The following is a 19860-nucleotide window of genomic DNA, read 5'->3' as shown; positions in this document are numbered from 1 at the left end:
GGCGGCTGCGGACAAATCGGCCGCCCTGTTTCGCCGTCCGGACCTGCGCGTTTCCGCATAGACTCATCAAGCCGAGTGACCATGGGAGCAGAGACCAGGATGAGAGAACGCCCGAAGGACATCGCGGATTTCGTCCGGATCGCCGGCGATCTGTTCCAGTCGGACCAGCTTCCCGCCGCGGCGCGCACGTTCGCGCCGCAGGTATTCGCACGACTGCGGAACCCGTCGGATGACGGGGCACGGCTCGCGGTGCGATACCCCGCATGCGCATGGCTCGACCGGGCGCTTGAGTCGGTCGCGCGCGTCAACCCGACGTTCGCCACCGTCGCGCAGTTGATCAAGTCGCTCGAGCCCGTGGTCGGATGGTCGCGTCGCACGTCCGGAAAGGACGGCAGCCCGAACTACATCGACGGGCACGTGAACGGGATGATCTGCGGGCCCGGCGGTGCGGAAAGCCGCGACGACGTCCAGCTAGGCTTCTCGTTGATGATGCCCGGCGTCAGATATCCGGATCATGGTCATGCGCCGGAGGAAGCCTACGTGCTCATGACCGCCGGTGAATTCCGGCAGCAAAACGGCGCGTGGTTCGATCCCGGAATCGGCGGCGGTATCCACAACGCGCCGGGCACGCTGCATGCAATGCGCTCCGGCACCACGCCGTTTCTCGCGATATGGTGTCTGCTGAATAGATCCGACGATTTTCCGAGGCCGGACAGAGTTCGTGGCGCCCAGCGGGTCACGCAGCGATCTTGACGCGGTACTCCAATCGACTTGCCCGAGCTTCGCCCGGTAACGTTCGGACCATCGCAGAATGAAAAAACCCGCGAAGCCTTACGCTATCGCGGGTTTCAAAATTTCTCCGGAACAAACCGGAACGGGAGTTGGTGCGTGAGGCCGGACTCGAACCGGCACACCCTTGCGGGCGTCAGGACCTAAACCTGGTGCGTCTACCAATTTCGCCACTCACGCGCCTTTTCCGTCGCCTGACCGCGCGGGCCACAAGATACGTACCATGCGCCCGGGACATCTCGCCGGCCCGAAAACCGGCACGCCCGATCAAGCGAGCCCGCGATTCTACCCGATCCGCGCGACCTTGTCTCGCCCCTGCCGACACCCGTCGTGCTGCGATGCTAGAATGCCGCGCTCGACGTTTCGGCACCGCGCCGCCACGCGTCCCCCGAACCCGCCCCCACCCGATTCCGCCCGTGAACTTCGACGACTACTGTCAGCAAAAGGCCGCCCCTGCGGGCTCCAGCGTCTACTATGCGCTGCGTCAGGCGCCGCTCGCCACGCAACCGCGCCTGACCGCGCTGTTCGCGCTGCGTCGCGAACTCGAGGAAACCGTCAAGGAAACCAGCGACCCGACCGTCGGACACACGAAGCTCGCGTGGTGGCACAAGGAACTCGCGGCGCTGGCCGACGGACAGCCGTCGCACCCGGTCACGAAAGCGCTCGCGCAGCATCATCCGGCGATCGCCGCCGAGGCCGATGCGTTGCGCACGCTCGTCAACGGTTACGGGATGGATCTCGAACAGGCGCGCTACCTCGATCTCGCGAACCTGCAGCGCTATATCGCGCAGGTCGGCGGCACCTTCGCGTCGCTGGTCGCACGCGCCAGCGCCGCGAACCCGGCCGACCCGCAACCGTGGGCCGCGGATGCCGGCCGCGCATTGACGCTCGCGCAATTCGTGCAGGAACTCGGTAACGACGCGCGCCACGGCCGCATCTACCTGCCGATCGACGAACTGCAGCGCTACAACGTGACCGCGGCCGATCTGCTGAACCGCCGCTACAGCCCGGCCTTCACCGAACTGCTGCAGTTCCAGACGACCCGCGCGCGCGAAGCGCTCGTGGCCGCCGAAGCGGCGATCCCCGCATCCGAACGCCGCGCCCAGCGCACGCTGCGCGCGCAGATCGCACTGGCCGGCGCACTGCTCGACGAAATCGAGCGCGACGGCTACCAGGTGCTACACCAGCGCGTCGCGCTGACGCCGATCCGCAAGCTGTGGATCGCGTGGCGCACCGCGCGCCGGCGCTGACCCTCGCGCATCACGCCTTCAACAACGGCAGCGTATCGAAGCGCTGCTGCAGCACGCGTGTCGCGTCGAGCCCCCACCACGGCCCGAGCACGGTCGCGTAAAGCTGGCGGAAATCGACCGCGACCGGCAGGTTGCCGTTGCCGTCGAGCCGCCCGAGCGCCGGCGGCGCACCGTACAGCCCGCCAGCCACACGGCCGCCGATCACGAAATGCGGCGCGGCCGTGCCGTGATCGGTGCCGTTGCTCTGGTTCTCGCGCACGCGCCGCCCGAATTCCGCATACGTCATCACGAGCGTCTGGTTCCAGCGACCAAGCTCGATCAACGCGCCGCGCATCGCGCTCATCCCTTCCGCGAACTGCTTGAGCAGCGCGGCTTGCTGCCCCGGCTGGTTCTGGTGCGTATCGAAGCCGTTGAGCGTCAGGCGCAGCACCGCGACACCGTCCTGCGCACCGGGCCCGGACGCTTCGCACGCGGCCAGCACCTGCATCGCGGTCTTGACCGACGTGCCGAACGCGCCGGCCGGAAAGGCCGTCCTGAATTCACGCATCCCGCCGCGCGGGCGCAGCCGGTCGGCCGCCTTCACGATGTCGTTCTCGACGTCGATGATGTGTGCGAGCGCGGGATTCTGTTCGCGCAGCGACGACGGCTCGGCGAGCCGGGCCGCACGGATGAACTGCGCGGGATTGACGAGCGCGATCGCGCGCGCACCGTTCGAGAGCGGCCCCATCTCGGCACTGCCGAGCACGACGCCGTCCGCCGCGAAACCGGGCGGCACGGGCGCCTGCGCGAATGTGCGCGTAAGCCAGCCTTCGTGCAGGTACTGGTCCGAGCGCGATGCGGTATCCCAGATCTCGATCGAGCGGAAATGCGACAGGTTCGGCTGCGGATAGCCGACGCCCTGCACGACCGCGACCTGTCCGTCGCGCCACAGCGGCATCAGCGGCGCGAGCGACGGATGCAGCCCCGTGTGCGCGTCGAGTTGCAGCACCTGCTCGCGCTTGATGCCGATGCTGCGCCGGAACTGGTAGTACAGCGGATCCGCATACGGCACCACCGTGTTGAGGCCGTCGTTGCCGCCCTTCAGCTCGACGAGGATCAGCACGTTCGCATACCCGGCCGCCGGCTGCCGTCCCGTCGCGGCCGCGGCCATCGCGGGCGCCTGCCACATCGACACGCCAGCCGCGGCCGCAGCGCCCGTCAGCGTCAGAAAATCACGTCGGTTCATCGTGCATCCTTTGGTTCGCCGCCCGGTATCTTTGCCGCGCCGGCTCCCCGCGGCATCGTCGTTCGAATCATTTCAGTTGATAGGCCGGATCCATCAGCAGCGCCTCGAGATACGCGCTGCCGGTCGAATCCGTGTCGATCGCCGCGACCGGCGAAAGTTGCAGCACCGCGTGCTGCAACTGAAGCTCGGTCGACAGCCCCGCGATCGCCTGCGGCCGCGCGCGATATTGCGCAAGCCAGCGTTCGAGGTCGAAACGCAGGCCGGCGCGCGCGGGCTTGGCGGGCGTGCCGCGCATGCCGGCAGCGGACGCCGTATCGGCCACCGGCATCGCGTGCGCGCGGCCATTCGGCGGCGGCGCCATGGCATGCGCCGGCGGATGCATGCCGGCCGTCTCCGTCGCGCGGAACAGTTGCTCGACGAACTGCTTGCGCGCGAGCAGCGTCGTGCTGTTGATCCACAGCCCACCGCCCGGCCAGCCCTTCACGTTCGGCGGGTAGAACAGGTTCTGCCCGAGCGTGCGCACGGTGTTCGCAAGCATCTGCGGATCGCCGTATGAAACGTCGAACAGCCGCACCGACCCGACGACGAATTCCGCCGGCGACTTGACGAGCACGCCGCGGTTGCGCGGATCCCAGAAGGCGTCGGTCGACCACAGCGCGGCGAGCGCCGCGCGGATGTCGTAGCCGCTCGAACGAAACCGCTCGGCCACCGCATCGAGCGCACCGGGATCGGGCGTATCCGACACGAACTCGCGCCACAGCTTGCCCGCGATGAAGCGCGCGGTGCCGGGCCGCTTCAGCAGGATGTCGAGAAAGCCGTCGCCATCGAACGGCCCCGTTTCGCCGAGGATCGTCTTGTCGCCCGCGTCGTGCAAATCCGGCCGAACCTCGAAGCGATAAGTATCGGGATCGACCGTCCAGCCCGTCATCGCGCGCGCAGCTTCGGTCACGTCGTTTTGCGTGTAATGCCCTTCGCCGAGCGTGAACAGCTCCATCACCTCGCGCGCGAAATTCTCGTTCGGGCGCCCCTTGCGATTGCTCGCCCCGTCGAGGTACTGCAGCATCGCCGGATCCTTCGCGACCGCGTGCAGCAGCACGCCGAAGTTGCCGAGTGCCTCGCGGCGAAACAGCGCGTTCTGCGCGGCCATCGTCTGCGGGTAAGGCACCTTGTCCTGCCCCGACGTGAAGTGCCCGTGCCAGAACAGCGTCATGCGCTCGGTGAGCGGCGACGGCGTGACGATCATCTCGTTGACCCACGCCGCGCGCAGCGCATCGTACCGGACGTTGCGCTCGCGCTGCTCGTCGCGCCGCATGTCGGGGGTCAGCGCCTGGCGCTGCGCGCGCGTTGGCGGCAGCTCGGCGATCCAGTCGGGCCACGTCGTGACGGGGTCGCGACGAACATTGCCGAGTGTGTCGGCCACGACCTGCGCGCGCGTCATGCCGACGATGCGTGCAACATCGGCGGGCGCGGGAGAAAACCCGGTACGGCTCAGGAAAAACAGTGCATCGTCGGCATCGAGCGGCGACTGCATCGCGGGCGACGGCGCCGGTGCGGCAGCGTTCGCTTTCATCGTCATGGACTCCCGAAACGCACCGGCGGTGCGGATGCCGGTACAACGGCAATCGGCGGGTGAAAGTTGACGGAAAAAGTGCTACGAATTTTTTCGGCGCGGAGATTTCCGCTCAGAGCGAAAGACGGCGCGCGTCAGCGCTTGTACAACTCGCGAACGGCGTCTTCGATGTGCTGGCGCAGCAGGTGCCGCTCCTCGGGCGTCATGTGCCCGTCGCGGCGGTGCTGCTCGAGATCGGGAGGCACGGCGGAACGAACCGGCATCTCGGCGGCACGATCGGGCGGCGCCTTGCTGCGCGGCAGCTTGCGCGACGGTGCGCCCTGCTCGGGGCGCTGTGCATACGCGAAGTTCGACGCATACGGACCGGCAAGCGCGATCGTCAGCATCAGTGCAATCCGGGCAGATCGCATGACCGTCCTCGCTTCTTTGGTCGATTTGTTCCCTTCGTCACGCGGCAACCGGCTACCTCTGGTACTTGAAAAACCCTGCGGAATTCGGGTGTGCAAAGATGAATGATGGAGTGCAGGGGAGTATCTACCGAATTTCGGCTTCGAGTAAAGGAATCTCTATAGCCTGCCTTTACTCTGCGCGACACTACGGGTAAATTTTGTAACCGACTGTAACGCACGAAAATACGCGGCCGTGCGTCAATTCCCATTCGCGATAAGATGCCGATCATGGAAACGAAAAACCCCTCCAAGATTCTCGTCGTCGACGACGACCCGCGCCTGCGCGATCTGCTGCGCCGCTATCTCGGCGAGCAGGGTTTCAATGTCTACGTCGCCGAAAACGCGACCGCCATGAACAAGCTCTGGGTACGCGAGCGTTTCGACCTGCTCGTGCTCGACCTGATGCTCCCGGGCGAGGACGGCCTGTCGATCTGCCGCCGCCTGCGCGGCAGCAACGACCGCACGCCGATCATCATGCTCACCGCGAAGGGCGAGGATGTGGATCGCATCGTCGGCCTCGAGATGGGCGCCGACGATTACCTGCCGAAGCCGTTCAACCCGCGCGAACTCGTGGCACGCATTCACGCGGTGCTGCGCCGCCAGGCGCCGGCCGAACTGCCGGGCGCGCCGTCGGAAACCACCGAGGTGTTCGAGTTCGGCGAGTTCTCGCTGAACCTCGCGACGCGCACGCTGACGAAGTCCGGCCAGGAAATTCCGCTCACCACCGGCGAATTCTCGGTGCTGAAGGTGTTCGCGCGCCATCCGCGCCAGCCGCTGTCGCGCGAGAAGCTGATGGAACTCGCACGCGGCCGTGAATACGAAGTGTTCGACCGCAGCCTCGACGTGCAGATTTCGCGCCTGCGCAAGCTGATCGAACCGGATCCGGGCAGCCCGCGTTTCATCCAGACCGTCTGGGGCCTCGGCTACGTGTTCATCCCGGACGGCGCCGCCTGATCTTTTTCCTTTCCGGTTTCGCCCGCCCACGGCCCGTCCCATGCGTATCGACCGGCGCCTCCTGCAGCTCGCGTTCGGCGGGCTGTTCTGGCGCACCTTCCTGCTGATCGCGCTGCTGATCTCGGTCAGTCTCGCCGCGTGGTTCCAGAGCTTTCGCGTGATCGAGCGCGAGCCGCGTGCGCAGCGCGTCGCGCTGCAGCTCGTCGCGATCGTGAAGCTCACGCGCACCGCCCTGCTCTATTCCGATCCCGATCTGCGGCGCGCGCTGCTGCAGGATCTCGAGAGCAACGAGGGCGTGCGCGTTTACCCGCGCGAGAAAACCGACAAGTTCAAGCTGCAGCCCGATGAATCGCTGAACCGCCTGATCGAACACGACATCCGCAGCCGCCTCGGCGACGATACCGTGATCGCGCAGTCGGTCAACGACATTCCCGGCGTGTGGATCAGCTTCAAGATCGACGACGACGATTACTGGGTCGCGCTCGACCGCGACCAGCTCGACAGCGTCACGGGCCTGCAGTGGGCCGGCTGGGGGCTGTTCGCGCTCGCGTTGTCGCTATTCGGCTCCGCGTTCATCACCAGCCTCGTGAACCGGCCGTTCTCGCGGCTCGCGCTCGCCGCGCGGCAGATCGGCTCGGGCCAGACACCCGAACTGCTGCCCGAGCGCGGGATGGGTGTCGCGGCCGATACCAACCGCAGTTTCAACCAGATGGTGCGCGACCTCGAACAGCTCGAGGCCGACCGCGCGCTGATGCTCGCGGGCATCTCGCACGACCTGCGCACACCGCTCGCGCGGCTGCGGCTCGAAACCGAGATGAGCCCGTCCGACCAGGCGACCAAGGACGCGATGGTCGACGACATCGAACAGATGGACCGCATCATCGCGGCCTTCATCGACTACGCGCGCCCGTCGCAACGCAAACCGGAGCCCGTCGACCTGTCGTCGATCGCGCAGGAAGTCGCCGCGCGCGTGTCGGGCGAGGATGGTGTCGAGATCCGCACGCGGCTCGCGCCGAGCGCGGTGATCGAAGCCGACGAGACCGACATGCGCCGCGTGATCGGCAACCTCGTCGAGAACGCTCGGAAGTATGGCCAGAGCAAGCAGGACGGCGTGTCGCGCATCACGCTCGAGACGCGCGTATCGCACGCGCGCGTCGAGCTGTCGGTGAGCGACGAAGGCCCCGGCATCCCCGAGGATCAACTGCCGCTCGTGATGCGGCCGTTCTACCGCGTCGACACCGCACGCACCAAGGCGGACGGCACGGGCCTCGGGATGGCGATCGTGCTGCGCCTCGTCGGCCGCTATCGCGGCGCACTGCGCCTGCGCAACCGCAACCCCGAGGCGGGCCTCGAAGTCACGCTCGAATTCCCCGGCGCCGGCAAGGCGCGTGCGACTGCGTGACGCGCTCGCGCGCGCCTCTTGCACTGCACACTATCGATCCGGTTGAAAAAAACTATGAAGATCGTTAGTCAAAATCTATTGAAGCACTTTACTAATAGTGTTATAGTTTTGCCCATGCTGTCACATCATCGTTGCAGCACCGAGGTAGCTTGACTCAGTCTTCTTCCCAACTCATACAGGAGTATCCGCATGAAAACCGTGGGCGATAAACTCGAAGCTTTCACCGTCGTAGCCGCGAAGCCGGGCTTCAACAATCACGAGGAAAACGGCCAGTCGGCATTCGAGACCGTCACCGAAGCGTCGTTCCCGGGCAAGTGGAAGATCATCTACTTCTATCCGAAGGATTTCACGTTCGTGTGCCCGACGGAAATCGTCGAATTCGCGAAGCTCACGAAGCAGTTCGAAGAGCGCGATGCCATCCTGCTGGGCGGCAGCTCGGACAACGAATTCGTCAAGCTCGCATGGCGCCGTGAGCACAAGGACCTCGACAAGCTGAACCACTACGCGTTCGGCGACGTCAAGGGCGAGCTGATCGACCAGCTCGGCGTGCGCGACAAGGAAGCCGGCGTGGCCCTGCGTGCAACGTTCATCGTCGATCCGGACAACACGATCCAGCACATTTCGGTGAACAACCTGAACGTCGGCCGCAGCCCGGCAGAAGTCCTGCGCATTCTGGACGGCCTGCAAACGGACGAACTGTGCCCGTGCAACCGTGCAGTCGGCGGCGCAACGCTGTAAGCGCATCGATGCACGAAGCCCGCGGCGCATGTCCTGCCTGCGGGCTTTTTTAACGGCCAACCCATAGGAGATATCAATGGAATTCATCGATTCGATTAAGGCACGTATTCCCGACTACGCGAAGGACATTCGCCTGAACCTCGACGGCACGATCTCGCGCTCGTCGCTCGAAGGCACCGACGCGGTCGGCGTCGCGCTGGCGGCGGCGATCGCGGCGAAGAGCACGGTGCTCATCAAGACGATCCGCGAAGCCGGCGTCCTGTCGCCCGAAGAGACGAACGCCGTGCTGACGGCGGCCGCGCTGATGGGGATGAACAACACCTGGTATCCGTATGTCGAGATGGCCGACGACGCCGACCTGAAGACGCAACGCGCCGAGCTGCGGATGGGCGCGTATGCGACGCACGGCGGCGTCGACAAGCGCAAGTTCGAGATGTACGCGCTCGCCGCGTCGATCGTCGGCAAGTGCCACTTCTGCGTGAAGTCGCACTATGCGCTGCTGAAGAACGAGCAAGGGATGACCGTCACGCAGCTGCGCGACGTCGGCCGCATTGCATCGGTGATCAACGCCGCCGCGCAAGTCATCGCCGCAGAAGGCGAATAAGCGGTACGCCACTCGGCCGGCCGCCGCGCCGGCCCAGTGGTCGCTCCAGACGAAAATGCCACGCATCTGCGTGGCATTTTTCATTTCCGCGGCGCGGCGCGCCGGGCGACCCGCGCGCCGCCGCCGGGCGTCAGCCGCCCTGCTTCACCAGCAGCGCGGCGGCCTGCGCCTCGATCCCCTCGCCGCGGCCGAGATAGCCGAGCTTCTCGTTGGTCTTCGCCTTCACGTTCACGCGATCGAGCGGCAGCCCGAGATCGGCCGCGATGTTCGCGCGCATCCCGTCGATATGCGGTGCCAGCTTCGGCGCCTGGGCGATCACGGTGCTGTCGACGTTCTGGATCGTGAAACCGGCCGCCTTGATGCGTGCGGCGCACTCGCGCAGCAGCACGCGGCTGTCGGCGCCCTTGAATGCCGCGTCCGTGTCGGAGAAATGGCGGCCGATGTCGCCGAGCGCCGCCGCGCCGAACAGCGCGTCGGTGATCGCGTGCAGCAGCACGTCGGCGTCCGAGTGGCCGAGCAGGCCGCGTTCGTACGGAATCGTCACGCCGCCGATGATGAGGGGGCGCCCCTCGACGAGCTGGTGCACGTCGTAGCCTTGTCCGATTCTGAAATCCATGCGTATTCCGATTGTGAGGGGGTGAAAGTCAGGAAGCGTTCGTGGAACGCGCGAGAATCGCTTCCGCGAGCGCGAAATCTTCCGGGTACGTGACCTTGAAATTGCGCAGGCTGCCCTGCACGACGCGCGGCGTATGGCCGGCCCATTCGATCGCGCTCGCTTCGTCGGTCAGGTCGTGCCCTTCGCGCTGCGCGCGCAGGATCGCCTCGCGCAGCATGCCGATGCGGAACATCTGCGGTGTCTGTGCCTGCCACAGCGCGTCGCGCGACTCGGTGCGCGCGATCGCGTCGCCGCCGGCCGGCACGCGCTTGAGCGTATCGGCCACCGGCAGCGCGACGATGCCGCCGACCGGATCGTCCTTCAGCGTCGCGACCAGCGTGCGGATCAGCTCCGGCGTGATGCCCGGGCGCGCGGCGTCGTGCACCAGCACCCAGTCGTGGTCGGTCGCGCCGAATTCGGCCAGCTCGAGCAAGCCGTTCAGCACCGACGCCTGGCGCGAGCCGCCGCCGCAGCGGCGCACCGCGAAGCGCAGGCCCGCGAAGCGGCGCGCGTCGAAATGGGAATCGTCGGGCGCGAGGACGACGAGCGTCTGCGCGAATTCGCTGCACGCGTCGAACGCGGCGAGCGTGTAGTGCAGCAGCGCGCGGCCGGCCAGCGTGCGGTATTGCTTCGGCACGGCCGAACCGGAGCGGCTGCCCGTGCCGGCACAGGGAATCAGGGCGAAAAGTCGGGGAGTCACGAAATGGAACGCCGGAAAGATGAAATCGAGAAGCGGATTTTATAATAGGTCTTTCGTCTCGACCGGCGCACCGCGATGCGCCCGTGCACGCCACCCCTGTCGTCCCTATGCCAGATAACGCTTCCACCCCGTCCGCCTCGCCCGTTGCCCGCGTCAAGCCCGGCCAGCGCTTCGCCTTCGACGGCGCGCATGGTTCCGCCGACGCGCTCGCCATCGCCCGTTATCTCGCCGACAACCGCGGGGAGGTGCCGCTCCTCGCGGTGATCTGTGCGAACGCGGTCGACGCGCAGCGGCTCTCGCAGGAAATCCGCTACTTCTCGCCCGACGCGCGCGTGCGCCTGCTGCCGGACTGGGAAACGCTGCCTTACGACACGTTCTCGCCGCACCAGGACCTCGTATCCGAGCGTCTGGCGACGCTGCACGACCTCGGCGAGGGCCGCTGCGACATCCTGCTCGTGCCCGCGACCACCGCGCTGTACCGGATGCCGCCCGCGTCGTTCATGGCCGCGTACACGTTCGCATTCGCCCAGGGCGAGCGGCTCGACGAGGCGAAGCTGAAGGCGCAGCTCACGCTGGCCGGCTACGAGCACGTGAGCCAGGTCGTACGGCCCGGCGAATACTGCGTGCGCGGCTCGCTGATCGACCTGTACCCGATGGGCTCGCCGCTGCCGTACCGGATCGACCTGTTCGACGACCAGGTCGACTCGATCCGCGCGTTCGACCCCGACACGCAGCGCAGCCTCTACCCGGTGCGCGACGTGCGCCTCCTGCCCGGCCGCGAGTTCCCGTTCGACGAAGCCGCGCGCACGGCCTTCCGCAGCCGCTGGCGCGAGACCTTCGAAGGCGACCCGAGCCGCGCGCCGATCTACAAGGACATCGGCAACGGCGTGCCGTCGGCCGGCATCGAGTATTACCTGCCGCTGTTCTTCGACGAAACCGCCACGCTGTTCCACTACCTGCCGCAGGATGCGCACCTCGTGTTCACCGGCGATCTCGAGGCATCGATCCGGCGCTTCACGGCCGATACGAAGCAGCGCCATGCGTTCCTCGCGCACGACCGCGAGCGGCCGATCCTCGAACCGCAGCGCCTGTTCCTGTCCGACGAGGATTTCTTCGCGTTCGCGAAGCCGTTCGCGCGTGTCGTGCTGCCCGCGCAGCCGGCCGGCGGCTGGGCGACGGCGCTGCCCGAGCTCACCGTCGATCGCCATGCCGACGATCCGCTCGCGTCGCTGCGCACGTTCGTCGAATCGTCAGGCAAGCGCGTCCTGCTGACCGTCGAATCGGCCGGCCGGCGCGAGACGATCCTGCAACTGCTCGCCGAACACCATCTGCGCCCCGCGTCGAACGACCACTTCGCGGGCTGGCTCGAGAGCGACGAACGCTTCGCGCTCGGCGTCGCGCCGCTCGCGAACGGCTTCGCGGTGCCGGGCGAAGGCTATGCGGTCGTCACCGAGACCGAGCTGTACGGCGCGCTCGGCCGCCGCGCGGGCCGCCGCCGTCAGGAACAGGCCAGCAACGTCGACGCGATGGTGCGCGACCTGTCGGAGCTGAAGGTCGGCGACCCGGTCGTCCACGCGCAGCACGGCATCGGCCGCTACATGGGCCTCGTGTCGATGGATCTCGGTGAAGGCGAAACCGAATTCCTGCATCTCGAATACTCGGGCGACAGCAAGCTCTACGTGCCCGTCGCGCAATTGCACGTGATCTCGCGCTACAGCGGCGCCGATCCCGACAGCGCGCCGCTGCACGCGCTCGGCTCCGGCCAGTGGGAGCGCGCGAAGCGCAAGGCCGCGCAGCAGATCCGCGACACGGCCGCCGAGCTGCTGAACCTGTACGCGCGCCGCGCGGCCCGTGAAGGCCACGCGTTCTCGCTCGACCCGCGCGACTACGTGAAGTTCGCCGAAAGCTTCGGCTTCGAGGAAACGCCCGACCAGGCGGCCGCCATCGCGGCCGTGATCGGCGACATGACGAGCGGCAAGCCGATGGACCGCCTCGTGTGCGGCGACGTCGGCTTCGGCAAGACCGAGGTCGCGCTGCGCGCCGCGTTCATCGCGGTGCTGGGCGGCAAGCAGGTCGCGCTGCTGTCGCCGACCACGCTGCTCGCCGAGCAGCACACGCAAACATTCGCCGACCGCTTCGCCGACTGGCCGGTGCGGATCGTCGAGCTGTCGCGCTTCAAGACCGCGAAGGAAGTCAACGCGGCGATCGCGCAGATCAACGAAGGCAGCGTCGACATCGTGATCGGCACGCACAAGCTGCTGTCGTCGGACGTGCAGTTCAAGCGCCTCGGCCTCGTGATCATCGACGAGGAACACCGCTTCGGCGTGCGCCAGAAGGAAGCGCTGAAGGCGCTGCGCGCGGAAGTCGACGTGCTGACGCTCACCGCGACGCCGATCCCGCGTACGCTCGGGATGGCGCTCGAAGGGCTGCGCGATTTCTCGGTCATTGCAACCGCGCCGCAGAAGCGGCTCGCGATCAAGACCTTCGTGCGCCGCGAGGAAGAAAGCGTGATCCGCGAGGCGATGCTGCGCGAGCTGAAGCGCGGCGGCCAGGTGTACTTCCTGCACAACGAGGTCGAGACGATCGAGAACCGCAAGACGATGCTCGAGGCGCTCGTGCCGGAAGCACGCATCGTGATCGCGCACGGCCAGATGCACGAACGCGAGCTCGAACGGGTGATGCGCGATTTCGTCGCGCAGCGCGCGAACGTGCTGCTGTGCACGACCATCATCGAGACCGGGATCGACGTGCCGAGCGCGAACACGATCATCATGCATCGCTCGGACAAGTTCGGCCTCGCGCAGCTTCACCAGCTGCGCGGCCGCGTCGGCCGTTCGCATCACCAGGCGTATGCGTACCTGCTGGTCCACGATCCGCAGGCGCTGACCAAGCAGGCCCAGCGCCGGCTCGAAGCGATCCAGCAGATGGAAGAACTCGGTTCGGGCTTCTATCTCGCGATGCACGACCTCGAGATCCGCGGCACCGGCGAAGTGCTCGGCGACAAGCAGTCGGGCGAAATCCACGAAATCGGCTTCCAGCTCTATACGGACATGCTGAACGACGCGGTGAAGGCATTGAAGAACGGCAAGGAGCCCGACCTCACCGCCCCGCTCGCCGCGACGACGGAAATCAACCTGCATGCACCGGCGATCCTGCCGGCCGACTACTGCGCGGACGTGCAGGAGCGGCTGTCGCTGTACAAGCGTCTCGCGAACTGCGAACACGGCGACGCGATCGACGGCATCCAGGAAGAGCTGATCGACCGCTTCGGCAAGCTGCCGCCGCAGGCGCACGCGCTCGTCGAGACGCACCGGCTGCGGATCGCCGCGAAGCCGCTCGGCATCGTGAAGATCGACGCGAGCGAGGTGGCGATCGGGCTGCAGTTCGAGCCCAATCCGCCGATCGACCCGATGCGGATCATCGAGATGGTGCAGAAGCACCGGCACATCAAGCTCGCGGGCCAGGACAAGCTGCGCATCGAGACGCGCTCGCCCGATCTCGCGATCCGCGTGTCGACGATCAAGGAAACGCTGCGCGCGCTCGGCCCCAAGCAGGGAGCGGCTGCCGCGGCGCGCTGACGCGATACTGACGGGTGCGGCGTTGCTGCACCGCATCGCGTCGGGCGAAGGCGGGCCGACGCGTTTTTGAGTATGATTTTCCCATTCATCAGACGGAGTTTTGCCATGTCCACTCTCGACGCGACGGCGCCGTCCGCCGCCGACCAAGGCGATGCGTCGCTCATCAGCCTGCCCTGGATCAAGCAACTGGTGTCGATGGACACGACGAGCCGCGTGCCGAACCTCGGCCTGATCGAAACGGTGCGCGACGCGCTCGCCGCGAAGGGCATTGCATCGACGATCACGCACGATCCGCGCGAAGGCTGGGCGAACCTGTTTGCAACCGTGCCCGCTCACGACGGCTCGACGAACGGCGGCATCGTGCTGTCGGGGCATACCGATGTCGTGCCGGTCGACGGCCAGCAATGGGACAGCAATCCGTTCGCGCCGGAAATCCGCGACGGCCGCCTGTACGGCCGCGGCACCTGCGACATGAAGGGCTTCATCGGCGCGGCGCTCGCGCTGCTGCCCGAAATGCAGGCGACCAAGCTCGCGAAGCCGATCCATTTCGCGCTGTCCTACGACGAGGAAATCGGCTGCGCGGGCGCGCCGCTGATGATCGCCGACCTCGTCAAGCGCGGCGTGCAACCGTCCGGCTGCATCGTCGGCGAGCCGACCAGCATGCGTCCGATCATCGCGCACAAGGGCATCAACGCATACCGCTGCTGCGTGCGCGGCCACGCGGCGCATTCGTCGCTGACGCCGAAGGGGCTGAACGCGATCGAGTACGCGGCGCGTCTCATCTGCCACATTCGCGACATCGCCGACCGCTTCCGGGCCGAAGGCCCGTTCGACGCGCTGTACGACGTGCCGTTCACGACCGCGCAGACGAGCACGATCCAGGGCGGCAACGCAATCAACACGGTGCCGGCCGAATGCCGGTTCGACTTCGAGTTCCGCAACCTGCCGACGCTCGACCCCGAGCAGATCTTCACGCGCATCGAAGCGTATGCACGCGACACGCTGCTGCCGCAGATGCTTCGCGAGCATCCGAATGCCGCGATCGAATTCTCGAAGATCGCCGCGGCGCCCGGCCTCGACGCCACCGAACAGGCCGCGATCACGCAGCTCGTGCGCGCGCTGACGGCCGACCAGGACAAGCGCAAGGTCGCCTACGGCACCGAGGCCGGCCTGTTCGAGCGCGCGGGCATCCCGAGCGTCGTATGCGGGCCCGGCAACATCGAGCAGGCGCACAAGCCGAACGAATATGTCGAGCTCGCGCAGCTCGCCGGCTGCGAGCAGTTCCTGCGCAAGTTCATCCGCAGCATGTCGGTCGACGCGCACTGACTGCCTCCCGTCACGCCGGCCCGCGTGTGCGGGCCGGCCCACTCCGCCACCCGCCACGTCATGTCGACTGAACAACACGGCACCGCCCATACGACGATCGACGGCGAGCCGATCCCGACGCTCGACGAAATCGCCGCGCAGCATTTCGCGTTGTCGCCGTGGGTCGCGCGCACGCCCGTGTTCGAACGCGCCGACCTGCCGTCCCTCGAGGGCACGCACGTCAACTTCAAGTTCGAGTTGCTGCAGGTCAGCGGCAGCTTCAAGGCGCGCGGCGCATTCACCCACCTGCTCGCGCTCGACGAGGCGCGCAGGAATGCCGGCGTCACCTGCGTGTCGGCCGGCAATCACGCGGCGGCCGTCGCGTATGCGGCAATGCGGCTCGGCAGCAGCGCCAAGGTCGTGATGTTCCATACCGCGAGCCCGTCGCGCATCGCGCAGTGCAAGCAGTACCGCGCGGAAGTCGTGCTGGCCGGCAGTGCGTCGCAGGCGTTCGATCTGGTCCGGCGGATCGAGGCCGAGGAAGGCCGCTTCTTCATCCATCCATTCAACGGCTATCACACGATCCTCGGCACCGCGACGCTCGGCTACGAATGGGCGACGCAGACTCCCGACCTCGACGCGGTGATCGTGCCGATCGGCGGCGGCGGGCTCGCGGCCGGCATGGCGACCGCGCTGCGGCTCGCGAATCCGCGCGTGCACGTGTACGGCGTCGAGCCGGAAGGCGCGGACGCGATGAGCCGCAGCTTCGCGGCGAATCACACGATCAAGATGAGCGCGATGCAGACGATCGCCGATTCGCTGATGGCACCGCATACCGAGGAATACAGCTACCAGCTGTGCCGGCGCCACGTCGACCGCATCGTCACCGTGTCCGACGACGCGCTGCGTGCCGCGATGCTGTTCCTGTTCTCGCAACTGAAACTGTCGGTCGAACCGGCGTGCGCGGCCGCGCTCGCCGCGCTGCTCGGCCCGCTGCGCGAAACGCTGCAGGGCAAGCGCGTCGGCGTGCTGCTGTCCGGCACCAATACGGATCCCGGCACGCTCGGCATGCATCTCGCGCACGCGAAATTGCAGCCCTGACCCCGCATCGGGCACACGAGGACAAACCTAGGGTTATCCCCAGATTATGTTGACAGCCCTGTTGATAACCCGCCGGACAAGCACGCAAGTGGTTGAGCGCGCAGCGTTTTGCACGCGCGGAGGTCGATCGTCACGAAATGGGCAGATGCGGCCGCCAGCCGCGTGCGCCACGGCCTGGCAGCGCCGCGCGGCGCCCGTGATCGGCGCCGTCGCGATCGCGCTGCTCGCCGGTTGCGCGGCACCGTCCTCGCCCGTCGTCGGCGCGCCGTCGGCCTGCACGCAGCCGGGCGAGAGCCGCATGCTGCAGGCCGACCTGCTGTTCGGGCGCGACATGACCGGGCGCGGCCCCGTCACCGATGCGGAACGCGCGGCGTTCCTCGCCGACACGGTCACGCCGCGGTTCCCCGACGGCCTCACCTACTGGGACACGCACGGCCAGTGGCGCGACCGGGCAAGCGGCGGGATCACCCGCGAAGACAGCTTCGTGATCCGTATCATCGCCGACGATACGCCCGACACGCGTGCCAGGCTCACCGCGATCCGGCAAGCGTACATGCAGCGATTCCACCAGCAATCGGTCGGGATGACGGTCGTGCCGGCCTGCGCGGCGTTCTGACTCCCCTTCTCTCCGCCGACGATTCGCGCAAAAAAAACGGGCGCCCGAAGGCGCCCGTCGCATGCCGGAACAGCGGCGTGCCGCTTACTTGTTCTCGAACATGTCCATGATCTGCTGCTTCTCCTGCGCCGTGACAGGCGGCGGCGCAAGGCCCGCCGCACCGGCCGAGCCGAGTGCGTCGTTCGCGCTGATCGCGTTCTCGGCCGGGTTGATGTCGACGTTCGCGACGAAGCCGTTGCCCGGCGTGCGATCGGCGTAGAACAGCTCGCCGTCGATCGAGGTCAGGCCGTCCGGCATCGGCATCTGCTGCTCGGGCACGCCGTTCAGCGCGGTGCGCATGTAGTTCACCCAGATCGGCAACGCGAGCTGCGCGCCGAATTCGCGGCTGCCGAGGCTCTTCGGCTGATCGAAGCCCATCCATGCGACCGCGACGAGCGACTGCTGGTAGCCGGCGAACCAGCCGTCCTTCGCGTCGTTCGTCGTACCCGTCTTGCCCTGCAGGTCGCCGCGGCCCAGTGCGTTGGTGCCCGCGCCCGTGCCGGCCGTCGCGACCGAATGCAGCAGGCTGTTCATCACGTACGCGTTGCGGCCTTCGATCGTGCGCGGCGCCGTGCTGCCCGCGAGCACCGGCTGCGACTTCTGCAGCGGCTGGCCGCGTGCGTCGTCGACTTCGGCGATCAGGTACGGATCGACCTTGTAGCCGCCGTTCGCGAACACCGCATAGCCGGTCGCGAGCTGCAGCGGCGTCACGAGGCCCGCACCGAGCGCCATCGGCAGGTAAGGCGGCGTCTTCGCGGGATCGAAGCCGAAGCGCTGCGTCACGTACTGCTGCGCGTACTGCGTGCCGATCGACGCGAGAATCCGGATCGACACGAGGTTCTTCGAACGCTGCAGGCCGGTGCGCATCGTCATCGGGCCGTCCGGCTGGTCGTCGTCCTTCGGCTCCCATGCGGTGCCGCCCGGCACGCTCGGCGGGAAGTACAGCGGCGCGTCGTTGATCATCGTCGCCGGCCCCATGCCCTTGTCGAGCGATGCCGAGTAGATGAACGGCTTGAACGACGAGCCCGGCTGCCGCCATGCCTGCGTCACGTGGTTGAACTTGCTCTTGTTGAAGTCGAAGCCGCCGACGAGCGAGCGGATCGCGCCATCCTGCGGCGCGATCGCGACGAGCGCGCCTTCGACCTGCGGCAGCTGCACGACCTGCCAGCCCGTCTTGCCGTCCTTCAACACGCGCACGACCGAGCCCGGCTTGATGCGCATCGTGTCGTTCGCGCGGGGGCCGAGCGCGGCCGCGACGAAGCGCAGCCCGGCCGGGCCGATCGTCGTGGTCGCGCCACCGACGAACTGCACCTCGACCGCGTTCGGCGACGCCGACAGCACGACCGCCGACTGCAGGTCGCCATTGTCCGGATGATCGGCGAGCGCATCGTCGATCGCTTCGTCGCGGTCGTCGCCGGCCGCGGGCAGCTTGATCGACGCTTCCGGCCCGCGATAGCCGTGGCGGCGCTCGTAGTCGAGAATGCCGCGACGCACGGCCTGGTACGCGGCTTCCTGGTCGGACGAGTTGATCGTCGTCGTGACGGTCAGCCCGCGCGTATAGGTTTCGTCCTTGTACTGCTGGTACATCATCTGCCGCACCATCTCGGCGACGTATTCGCCGTGCACCGCGTACTGGTTGCCCGGCGTGCGCACGTGGATCTCTTCCTTCACGGCCTCGTCGTACTGCGGCTGCGTGATGTAGCCGACCTCGAGCATGCGTTTCAGGATGTATTCCTGGCGCACCTTCGCGCGCTTCGGATTGACCACCGGGTTATACGCGGACGGCGCCTTCGGCAGCCCCGCGAGCATCGCCGCTTCCGCGACCGTGATGTCCTTCAGGTCCTTGCCGAAGTACACGCGCGCGGCGGCCGCGAAGCCGTACGAGCGCTGGCCGAGATAGATCTGGTTCATGTACAGCTCGAGGATCTGGTCCTTCGTCAGGGCCTTCTCGATCTTGTACGCGAGCAGCATTTCGTAGATCTTGCGCGTGTAGGTCTTCTCGCTCGACAGGAAGAAGTTGCGCGCGACCTGCATCGTGATCGTGCTCGCGCCCTGGCGCGCGCCGCCGTGCATCAGGTCGGCCACGCCCGCGCGCAGGATGCCGACGAAATCGACGCCGCCGTGTTCGTAGAAGCGGTAGTCCTCGATCGCGAGTACGGCCTTCTTCATCACGTCGGGAATGTCCTGGAAGCGCACGAGGCTGCGGCGCTCTTCACCGAATTCGCCGATCAGCACGTGATCGGCCGTGAACACGCGCAGCGGCACCTTCGGCTGGTAGTTGGTCAGCGCATCGAGCGACGGCAGTTGCGGCGCCATCACGACCAGCGCGTAGCCGACGATCAGCGCGCCGACGATCGCCAGCGTCACGAACAGGCCGGCGAACCACAGCACGACGCGCGAGCCGAACGAGCGACGGTGCCCGCCGCCGCCGCTGCGCTGGGTGCGGCGGTCGTCGTCGCGATCGTCGTCATCGGGGTAATAGGCTCCGGACGGCGAACGGCGCAGCGTGTAGTGGGGTTCGTTCCTGTCGGAAGAAGAAGGCGGTCGTTTGATAATTGGCATGTCGGAATGGCGGGCGTACGTGGCGCCCTCGGACGCATGCGGAAATGCAGGCGAATGAATCAGAGCGGATACAGCGTGATGCGGCTGTCACGTCGACAGACCCCGCCGCGCGGCGATCCGTTCCCGCGACGTGACAGCGCATTTTAATGAAATCGACCGGGTGCCTTCGCGATTTTTTGTAAAAATTCCCGCAATGCCGTGATTTAAGGAACGTATTGTCGGCATCCTCTGCCTATCATGGACACGCAATATGGCGTGTACGGCCGATTTTCTTTCAATCGCGAAAGGTTCGACATCCTGATGCGCAAGCCGCTTGAACTCGC

At 66.9% G+C, this 19860-nt stretch carries 16 protein-coding genes and 1 tRNA gene; 10 read left to right on the top strand and 7 right to left on the bottom strand.

Annotated features, from left to right (window positions below; translation table 11 throughout):
• The first annotated feature begins 99 nt into the window (after positions 1-99).
• Positions 100-753, top strand: a complete 654-nt coding sequence (locus BCO18175_RS04850; protein WP_174979723.1) for a dimethylsulfonioproprionate lyase family protein — start codon at positions 100-102, stop codon at positions 751-753.
• A gap of 129 nt (positions 754-882) precedes the next feature.
• Here the strand turns inward: BCO18175_RS04850 and BCO18175_RS04845 are convergent.
• A tRNA-Leu gene (locus BCO18175_RS04845) sits at positions 883-969 on the bottom strand.
• A 236-nt stretch (positions 970-1205) separates the two neighbouring features.
• On the opposite strand from BCO18175_RS04845, the gene hpnD reads away from it, so the two are divergent.
• Entirely contained in the window at positions 1206-2039 is an 834-nt protein-coding gene (hpnD, locus tag BCO18175_RS04840) for a presqualene diphosphate synthase HpnD (protein WP_174979721.1), read from the top strand.
• Between the two features lie 10 nt (positions 2040-2049).
• Here the strand turns inward: hpnD and BCO18175_RS04835 are convergent, their stop codons facing one another.
• From BCO18175_RS04835 to BCO18175_RS04825, 3 genes are all read right to left on the bottom strand, one after another.
• Positions 2050-3264 carry a DUF1501 domain-containing protein gene (locus BCO18175_RS04835; protein WP_174979719.1) on the bottom strand — a complete coding sequence of 405 codons (1215 nt, stop codon included), beginning with the start codon at positions 3262-3264 and terminating at the stop codon, positions 2050-2052.
• 67 nt (positions 3265-3331) lie between these two features.
• A complete protein-coding gene (locus BCO18175_RS04830; protein WP_174979718.1) occupies positions 3332-4834 on the bottom strand; it encodes a DUF1800 domain-containing protein in 1503 nt (500 codons plus the stop codon).
• 134 nt (positions 4835-4968) lie between these two features.
• Positions 4969-5244 (bottom strand): hypothetical protein, encoded by a 276-nt coding sequence (locus tag BCO18175_RS04825; RefSeq protein WP_174979716.1) that lies wholly within the window; start codon positions 5242-5244, stop codon positions 4969-4971.
• 258 nt (positions 5245-5502) lie between these two features.
• Here BCO18175_RS04825 and ompR point away from each other — a divergent pair, with 258 nt between their 5' ends.
• The 4 genes from ompR to BCO18175_RS04805 all read left to right on the top strand — a co-directional run bounded on the left by ompR (position 5503) and on the right by BCO18175_RS04805 (position 8981).
• Positions 5503-6237: an osmolarity response regulator transcription factor OmpR gene (gene ompR, locus BCO18175_RS04820; RefSeq protein ID WP_006478565.1), complete on the top strand. Its 735-nt coding sequence runs from the start codon at positions 5503-5505 to the stop codon at positions 6235-6237.
• Between the two features lie 40 nt (positions 6238-6277).
• Positions 6278-7639, top strand: coding sequence for an ATP-binding protein (locus tag BCO18175_RS04815; RefSeq protein WP_174979715.1), 1362 nt, complete (start codon positions 6278-6280; stop codon positions 7637-7639).
• A gap of 189 nt (positions 7640-7828) precedes the next feature.
• Complete coding sequence (locus tag BCO18175_RS04810; RefSeq protein WP_174979713.1) at positions 7829-8377, top strand: peroxiredoxin; 549 nt, start codon at positions 7829-7831, stop codon at positions 8375-8377.
• A 76-nt stretch (positions 8378-8453) separates the two neighbouring features.
• Positions 8454-8981 carry a carboxymuconolactone decarboxylase family protein gene (locus BCO18175_RS04805; RefSeq protein ID WP_011352388.1) on the top strand — a complete coding sequence of 176 codons (528 nt, stop codon included), beginning with the start codon at positions 8454-8456 and terminating at the stop codon, positions 8979-8981.
• A 130-nt stretch (positions 8982-9111) separates the two neighbouring features.
• On the opposite strand, the gene ispF is transcribed toward BCO18175_RS04805, so the two are convergent.
• Both ispF and ispD read right to left on the bottom strand, forming a co-directional pair.
• Positions 9112-9597 carry a 2-C-methyl-D-erythritol 2,4-cyclodiphosphate synthase gene (gene ispF, locus BCO18175_RS04800; RefSeq protein ID WP_021160386.1) on the bottom strand — a complete coding sequence of 162 codons (486 nt, stop codon included), beginning with the start codon at positions 9595-9597 and terminating at the stop codon, positions 9112-9114.
• A 28-nt stretch (positions 9598-9625) separates the two neighbouring features.
• The gene (gene ispD / locus BCO18175_RS04795) at positions 9626-10336 is read right to left on the bottom strand and encodes a 2-C-methyl-D-erythritol 4-phosphate cytidylyltransferase (RefSeq protein ID WP_011352390.1); all 711 of its coding nucleotides are present in this window, start codon (positions 10334-10336) and stop codon (positions 9626-9628) included.
• A gap of 107 nt (positions 10337-10443) precedes the next feature.
• Between ispD and mfd the strand changes: the two genes are divergently transcribed.
• From mfd to BCO18175_RS04775, 4 genes are all read left to right on the top strand, one after another.
• Entirely contained in the window at positions 10444-13914 is a 3471-nt protein-coding gene (gene mfd / locus BCO18175_RS04790; RefSeq protein WP_174979711.1) for a transcription-repair coupling factor, read from the top strand.
• A gap of 105 nt (positions 13915-14019) precedes the next feature.
• Complete coding sequence (gene argE, locus BCO18175_RS04785) at positions 14020-15240, top strand: acetylornithine deacetylase (RefSeq protein WP_174979710.1); 1221 nt, start codon at positions 14020-14022, stop codon at positions 15238-15240.
• A 60-nt stretch (positions 15241-15300) separates the two neighbouring features.
• On the top strand, positions 15301-16320 hold the full coding sequence (locus BCO18175_RS04780) for a threonine/serine dehydratase (protein WP_174914608.1): 1020 nt from the start codon (positions 15301-15303) through the stop codon (positions 16318-16320).
• A gap of 145 nt (positions 16321-16465) precedes the next feature.
• The gene (locus BCO18175_RS04775) at positions 16466-16936 is read left to right on the top strand and encodes a DUF3574 domain-containing protein (protein ID WP_254607969.1); all 471 of its coding nucleotides are present in this window, start codon (positions 16466-16468) and stop codon (positions 16934-16936) included.
• Between the two features lie 84 nt (positions 16937-17020).
• Here the strand turns inward: BCO18175_RS04775 and BCO18175_RS04770 are convergent, their stop codons facing one another.
• The gene (locus tag BCO18175_RS04770) at positions 17021-19537 is read right to left on the bottom strand and encodes a penicillin-binding protein 1A (RefSeq protein ID WP_174979708.1); all 2517 of its coding nucleotides are present in this window, start codon (positions 19535-19537) and stop codon (positions 17021-17023) included.
• Between the last annotated feature and the right edge of the window lie 323 nt (positions 19538-19860).

Source organism: Burkholderia lata, from assembly GCF_902499335.1.
GTDB lineage: Bacteria > Pseudomonadota > Gammaproteobacteria > Burkholderiales > Burkholderiaceae > Burkholderia > Burkholderia lata_B.
Note: the sequence above shows the minus strand (reverse complement) of the source record. Positions and strands in the feature narration are given on the sequence as shown.

What these genes read in the sequence shown, in the direction of transcription:
- BCO18175_RS04850 (WP_174979723.1), top strand. Translation starts at nt 100, where the DNA reads ATGAGAGAACGCCCGAAGGACATCGCGGATTTCGTCCGGATCGCCGGC.
- BCO18175_RS04835 (WP_174979719.1), bottom strand. Translation starts at nt 3,264, where the DNA reads ATGAACCGACGTGATTTTCTGACGCTGACGGGCGCTGCGGCCGCGGCT.
- BCO18175_RS04830 (WP_174979718.1), bottom strand. Translation starts at nt 4,834, where the DNA reads ATGAAAGCGAACGCTGCCGCACCGGCGCCGTCGCCCGCGATGCAGTCG.
- BCO18175_RS04825 (WP_174979716.1), bottom strand. Translation starts at nt 5,244, where the DNA reads ATGCGATCTGCCCGGATTGCACTGATGCTGACGATCGCGCTTGCCGGT.
- ompR (WP_006478565.1), top strand. Translation starts at nt 5,503, where the DNA reads ATGCCGATCATGGAAACGAAAAACCCCTCCAAGATTCTCGTCGTCGAC.
- BCO18175_RS04815 (WP_174979715.1), top strand. Translation starts at nt 6,278, where the DNA reads ATGCGTATCGACCGGCGCCTCCTGCAGCTCGCGTTCGGCGGGCTGTTC.
- BCO18175_RS04810 (WP_174979713.1), top strand. Translation starts at nt 7,829, where the DNA reads ATGAAAACCGTGGGCGATAAACTCGAAGCTTTCACCGTCGTAGCCGCG.
- BCO18175_RS04805 (WP_011352388.1), top strand. Translation starts at nt 8,454, where the DNA reads ATGGAATTCATCGATTCGATTAAGGCACGTATTCCCGACTACGCGAAG.
- ispF (WP_021160386.1), bottom strand. Translation starts at nt 9,597, where the DNA reads ATGGATTTCAGAATCGGACAAGGCTACGACGTGCACCAGCTCGTCGAG.
- mfd (WP_174979711.1), top strand. Translation starts at nt 10,444, where the DNA reads ATGCCAGATAACGCTTCCACCCCGTCCGCCTCGCCCGTTGCCCGCGTC.
- argE (WP_174979710.1), top strand. Translation starts at nt 14,020, where the DNA reads ATGTCCACTCTCGACGCGACGGCGCCGTCCGCCGCCGACCAAGGCGAT.
- BCO18175_RS04780 (WP_174914608.1), top strand. Translation starts at nt 15,301, where the DNA reads ATGTCGACTGAACAACACGGCACCGCCCATACGACGATCGACGGCGAG.
- BCO18175_RS04775 (WP_254607969.1), top strand. Translation starts at nt 16,466, where the DNA reads ATGCGGCCGCCAGCCGCGTGCGCCACGGCCTGGCAGCGCCGCGCGGCG.
- BCO18175_RS04770 (WP_174979708.1), bottom strand. Translation starts at nt 19,537, where the DNA reads ATGCCAATTATCAAACGACCGCCTTCTTCTTCCGACAGGAACGAACCC.